Genomic DNA, 5,332 nt, shown 5'->3' with positions numbered 1-5,332 from the left:
GGGGGAGGCGGGGTGCGGTCCGGGACGGTGCGTGGAGGAGGCCCGAGGCGCGGCGCCCGTGTCCGGTCCGTGGGAGACCGGCAGCGCGCGCGGCGGGTCGTAGGAGCTGTCGTCCAGCACGGTGTGCACGCCGAACCAGGAGAGTGTGGTGGCGGCGCCGGTGGCGAGTGTCCACGCGACGGCGTGCACTCCCCGCGGTCTCGGAAGTCGTCTGGGGCGCTGCATCCCCGTCACCCTAGGGCCCGCCGGGATGCCGTACGGTTCCGCCCATGGCACGTGTGCTCGTGGTCGAGGACGACCAGTTCGTACGCTCCGCCCTCATCCGGCACCTGACCGAAGCCGCCCACACCGTCCGCAGCGTGGGCACGGCGCTGGAGGCCCTGCGCGAGGTGGCGCAGGCCGGCTCCGGCGGCTCTGGCGGTTTCGATGTCGTCATCCTCGATCTGGGGCTGCCGGACCTCGACGGCGCGGAGGCGCTGAAGATGCTGCGCGGCGTCACCGACGTGCCGGTGATCATCGCGACCGCGCGGGACGACGAGTCCGAGATCGTCCGCCTGCTCAACGCGGGCGCGGACGACTACCTGGTCAAGCCGTTCTCCGTCGCCCATCTGTCGGCCAGGATCGCGGCGGTGCTGCGCCGTGCGCGGACGGCGGAGCACGGCGACGGCCTGGAGGACGCGGTGCTGCGGGTGGGCGGGCTGGCCATCGATCCGCTGCGCCGCAGTGCCGTGCTGGACGGGACGCCGCTCGACCTGACCCGCCGGGAGTTCGACCTGCTCGCCTTCCTGGCCCGGCGCCCCGGAGTCGTCGTCCCGCGCCGCGAACTGCTGGCCGAGGTGTGGCAGCTCTCCTACGGGGACGACCAGACCATCGACGTCCACTTGTCATGGCTGCGGCGGAAGTTGGGGGAGAGCGCCGCCCGGCCCCGCTATCTGCACACGCTGCGCGGCGTCGGCGTCAAACTGGAGCCGCCACCGGCCGAGGGCGGCCCCGCGTGAGATGGGCCCTGGTGAAGGTCTGCCTCGCCGTGACGGTGATGGTGGTGGTGGCCTTCGCCGTTCCGCTGGCACTGGTCGTCAAGGAGACCGCGCGCGAGCGGGCGTTCTCCGGCGCCGAGCGGCAGGCGTCCGCCCTCGGCCCCGCCCTGGCCATCACCCGCGACCGCCGCGAACTCCAGCGCGCCGTCGCCATCACCCAGGCGGGCGCGGCAGGGCGGATCGCCGTCCACGTGCCCCCGGCGGCGGGAAGGCACGGCGGCGGGCACGGCGCCCTGCGCGTGGGGCACAGCCGCGCGCCCCGCGAACGGCTGGCGGCGGCCCGGCGCCAGGGGCGGGCCACCACGGCCGAGGTCCGGGGCGGGTACGCGCTGCTGCGGCCCACCGCCGTGGCGGGCGGCATCGCCGTCGTCGAGGTCTTCGTGCCCGACGAGGAGGTCACCCACGGCGTCGCCACCTCCTGGATGGTGCTCGCCGGGGTCGGCCTCGCGCTCGTCGTCGGCTCGGTGGCGGTCGCCGACCGGCTCGGCACCCGCATGGTGCGGCCCGCCGAGCGGCTCGCGGACGCCGCGCACGACCTGGGCGAGGGCGACCTCGGCGTGCGGGTGCCCGAGGAGGGGCCGACCGAGCTGCGGTCGGCCGCCACCGCCTTCAACTCCATGGCCGACCAGGTCGTGCGGCTGCTGGCCAACGAACGGGAGCTGGCCGCCGACCTCTCCCACCGGCTGCGCACCCCGCTGACCGTGCTGCGGCTGAACGCCGCCTCGCTGGGCGAGGGCGACACCGCCGAGCAGACCCGGGCCGCCGTCGCCCAGCTGGAGGGGGAGGTGGACGCCCTCATCCGTACGGCACGGGAGCACAAGGCCAGGGCCCAGGGCGGCGCGGGCGGCGCCGTGTGCGACGCGGCCGAGGTGATCAGGGAGCGGATGGCGTTCTGGTCGGCGCTGGCCGAGGACGAGGGCCGCGAGGCGCGCGTGGCCGGGGCGGACGAGCCGGTACGGGTACCGGTCGCACGGGCCGAACTGGTGGCCGCCGTCGACGCGATGCTCGGCAACGTCTTCCGCCACACCCCCGAAGGCACCGCCTTCTCCGTCGATCTGCACAGCGGCGGCCCGGGCAACGACGCCGTCATCGTGCTGGTGTCCGACGCGGGCGGGGGCATCGCCGACCCGGACGCGGCGCTGCGCCGCGGCCACGGTGACGGCGGGCCCGGCTCCACCGGCCTGGGCCTGGACATCGTGCGCCGCGTCGCGGAGTCGACCGGCGGTGACGTACGGCTGGGCCGCTCGGTGCTGGGCGGCACCGAGGTGCGGATGTGGCTGGCGCTGCGCGACGGCTCCGCGCGCACGAGCCCCCGCCGCGTCCGCCACCGGATGCGCGGCGGCGTCCGCCACTGGCCGTCCCGCCCCGCCCACCGGCCCCGCCGGGGCTGAGAGCACCCGCGAGGGAGGCGGCTCGCCGGGGGTGCCTCGCCGGGGGCGCCTCGCCCGGTGTGACGGCGCTCCGCCCGGCGGAGGGCGGGGGCGCGCGCCCCCGAGGCGGCTTCGCTCCCCGCCGCCGGGCGTGGAAACGCCGCCGGGTCCGGTCCGTGGGACGGACCGGACCCGGCGGCGCTGTGCGGAACGCTGGTCGCGCCGGGCCTTACTTGTTGACGCAGGTGTTGCCCGAGGCCGGGTTCAGCAGCGCGATGATGTCGATGGTGTTGCCGCACACGTTCACCGGGACGTGCACGGGGACCTGGACGACGTTGCCGCTGATGACCCCCGGCGAGTTGGCGGCGCCGCCCTGAGCACCGGCGTCGGCGGACGCGGCGGAGGCGCCACCCAGGACGAGGGCGGCGGCGAAGGCGGCCGTGGTCACGTGACGAAGCATGGTGTTCTTCCTTCAGGAGACAGACAACTTGTGCTCCATCCACGCACAGGGCCTCCGCCCCGTCGTTGTGACTTTCCGACCGTCGCCCGCCCGTCACCCGTGGGAGTGGCCGCGGTGTGCGGTGACCGGAGCAACGCCCCCTCCCCTCCACCCCGACCGGGCCCCGCACGGGGGCCGGCGGGGGTCGCTCCTGAGGAGGTCCTTTCGGCTTCCTTAAGCGCGCCCTAAGGACTCCGCCCGGAGTCCGCAACACGGCATTCGCCCGATTCACCGCCCGTAGCGTGCTGCCCGTTCCCGTCCCCCCACAGAACGAGGCACCGACCCGATGACACGTACGACGAACCCGGCGCACCCGGCCGGCGCGCGGAGCGCGGCGGGCCACCGCCGCCGCACCAGCCGCCGGACCACGCTCCTCACCGGCACCGCGGTGGCGGCGCTGGTGGCGGGTGGCGGCTTCCTGCTCGCGGGCAACGCGACGGCCGGCGAGGAGCCGGCGACGGCCGCCGGCCCCGCCGGCGGCACCCCCTTCGCGCCCTACGTCGACACCTCGCTCCAGCCCTCCTACGACCTGCTGGAGAGCGCCGGGAAGACCGGCGTCAAGGAGTACAACCTGGCCTTCGTCACCAGCGGGGGCGGCCAGTGCGTCCCCAAGTGGGGCGGCGGCCAGGACCTGGCGGACAACCCGGTCGCCGGGCAGATACCCCGGCTGCGGGCCAAGGGCGGCGACGTCCGCGTCTCCTTCGGCGGCGCCAACGGCTCCGAACTCGGCCTGGCCTGCGACTCGGTGGACGAGCTGGCCGCGGCGTACGGCAAGGTCGTCGACACCTTCGGCCTGAAGAAGATCGACCTCGACATCGAGGGCGCGGCCCTCCCCGACACCCGGGCCAACGAGCGCCGCGCCAAGGCCCTGGCCGCCCTCCAGAAGAGCCACAAGGGCCTCGACGTCTCCTTCACCCTCCCCGTGATGCCCGGGGGACTCACCCGCCCCGGCGTCGCCCTTCTGGAGAACGCGAGGGCCAACGGCGTGGAGGTGTCGGCCGTCAACCTCATGGCCATGGACTACGGCCCCTCCTACGGCGGCGACATGGGCGACTACGCCACCAAGGCCGCCACCGCCTCCCACCGGCAGATCGCCGCGGCGCTCGGCCTCGACGACGCGCGGGCGTGGAAGACCCTGGCCGTCACCCCGATGATCGGCGTCAACGACGTCGCCGGCGAGGTCTTCCGGCCCCAGGACGCCGCGCGGGTGCGGAAGTTCGCCGACCAGCACGGCATGGCCTGGCTCTCCATGTGGTCGGCCACCCGCGACAAGCCCTGCCCCGGCGGCCCCGAGGACCAGGCGGACCCGACCTGTTCCGGCGTCGCGCAGGACGCCCACGCCTTCACCGAGGCGTTCGCGGGCTGACCTCCCGGCCGGGCCCCGCCCCCCACCGGGGCCCGGCCGGCGGGGCGCGACGGAACCCACCCCCCACTCCCCGCCGCGCCGTCCGCCACCGCTCCCGGCCGCGCACGGGCGGCGCCTCCCCGGCCGGGGGTGTAGTTGAATGACCCCCGTCGCCCCGGCCCCGGGCGGGCGGGGGCTCACGGCGCGGGGAGGGCACCATGGCAGCAGCGCGCGGCGCACGGCCCGGCGGGGCCGCACGGGGCCGGCCGACGCTGGAGGAGGTCGCACGCCGCGCGGGGGTGGGCCGGGGCACGGTCTCCCGCGTCATCAACGGCTCGCCCCGGGTCAGCGACCGCACCCGGGCCGCCGTGGAGGCGGCCGTCGCCGAACTGGGGTACGTCCCCAACCGGGCGGCCCGCGCCCTGGCGGCGGGCAGCGCGGACGCCGTGGCGCTGGTCGTCCCCGAACCCGAGTCGCGGTTCTTCACCGAGCCCTGGTTCTCCGGCATCGTCCGCGGCATCAGCGAGGAACTCTCCCGCACCGACCTGCAGTTGCTCCTCACCCTGCTCAGCGGCCGGCAGGAGCGGGAGCGCTTCGCGCAGTACGCGGCGGCGCACCGCGTGGACGGCGTCCTCCTCGTCTCCGTGCACGCCGACCACACCCTGCCCGACCTGCTCGCCGACGCCCGGATACCCGCCGTGCTCGGCGGTCGCCGGCACGCAGGCGAAACGGCGCCGTACGTCGACTGCGACAACACCGGCGGCGCCCACCGGGCCGTCACCCACCTGCTCGGCCGGGGCCGCCGGTCGATCGCCACCATCACCGGGTCCCTGGACGTGTACGCGGCCCGGTGCCGCGCCGACGGCTACCGCGCCGCGCTGCGCGACGCCGGCCTCCCCGTCGACGAGGACCTGCTCGTGTGCGGCGACTTCACCGAGGACGGCGGCGCCCGTGCCATGCGCGGGCTGCTGGAGCGCGCTCCCGGCCTCGACGCCGTCTTCTGCGCCTCCGACGTGATGGCCGCGGGCGCCCGGCTCGCGCTGCGCCGGGCGGGCCGCGCGGTCCCCGACGACGTCGCCCT

The 5,332-nt window shown here is 76.2% G+C and carries 5 protein-coding genes and 1 pseudogene; 4 read left to right on the top strand and 2 right to left on the bottom strand.

What is annotated here, in order from left to right:
- Positions 1-225, bottom strand: a pseudogene (locus FM076_RS11785) (hypothetical protein); the annotation flags it as partial.
- A gap of 44 nt (positions 226-269) precedes the next feature.
- Between FM076_RS11785 and FM076_RS11780 the strand changes: the two are divergent.
- On the top strand, positions 270-998 hold the full coding sequence (locus FM076_RS11780; protein WP_173870098.1) for a response regulator transcription factor: 729 nt from the start codon (positions 270-272) through the stop codon (positions 996-998).
- A complete protein-coding gene (locus FM076_RS11775) occupies positions 995-2,428 on the top strand; it encodes an ATP-binding protein (RefSeq protein WP_173870096.1) in 1,434 nt (477 codons plus the stop codon). The genes FM076_RS11780 and FM076_RS11775 overlap by 4 nt, the downstream gene beginning before the upstream one ends.
- A gap of 208 nt (positions 2,429-2,636) precedes the next feature.
- Here FM076_RS11775 and FM076_RS11770 read toward each other — a convergent pair whose 3' ends face one another.
- The gene (locus tag FM076_RS11770; protein WP_173870094.1) at positions 2,637-2,867 is read right to left on the bottom strand and encodes a chaplin; all 231 of its coding nucleotides are present in this window, start codon (positions 2,865-2,867) and stop codon (positions 2,637-2,639) included.
- Between the two features lie 325 nt (positions 2,868-3,192).
- On the opposite strand from FM076_RS11770, the gene FM076_RS11765 reads away from it, so the two are divergent.
- Positions 3,193-4,272 (top strand): chitinase, encoded by a 1,080-nt coding sequence (locus FM076_RS11765; RefSeq protein ID WP_173870092.1) that lies wholly within the window; start codon positions 3,193-3,195, stop codon positions 4,270-4,272.
- Between the two features lie 197 nt (positions 4,273-4,469).
- On the top strand, positions 4,470-5,332 hold an 863-nt coding region (locus tag FM076_RS11760), incomplete at its 3' end, for a LacI family DNA-binding transcriptional regulator (protein WP_173874681.1).

It is taken from the genome of Streptomyces albus subsp. chlorinus, assembly GCF_013302895.1.
In the GTDB taxonomy this organism is placed as follows: domain Bacteria; phylum Actinomycetota; class Actinomycetes; order Streptomycetales; family Streptomycetaceae; genus Streptomyces; species Streptomyces chlorinus.
The sequence above is the reverse complement of the archived record's forward strand: the minus strand, read 5'-3'. Positions and strand labels throughout refer to the sequence as shown.

Bases quoted from the DNA above. Each gene is read 5' to 3' on its own strand.
- FM076_RS11780 (WP_173870098.1), top strand. From the start codon at position 270: ATGGCACGTGTGCTCGTGGTCGAGGACGACCAGTTCGTACGCTCCGCC.
- FM076_RS11765 (WP_173870092.1), top strand. From the start codon at position 3,193: ATGACACGTACGACGAACCCGGCGCACCCGGCCGGCGCGCGGAGCGCG.
- FM076_RS11770 (WP_173870094.1), bottom strand. From the start codon at position 2,867: ATGCTTCGTCACGTGACCACGGCCGCCTTCGCCGCCGCCCTCGTCCTG.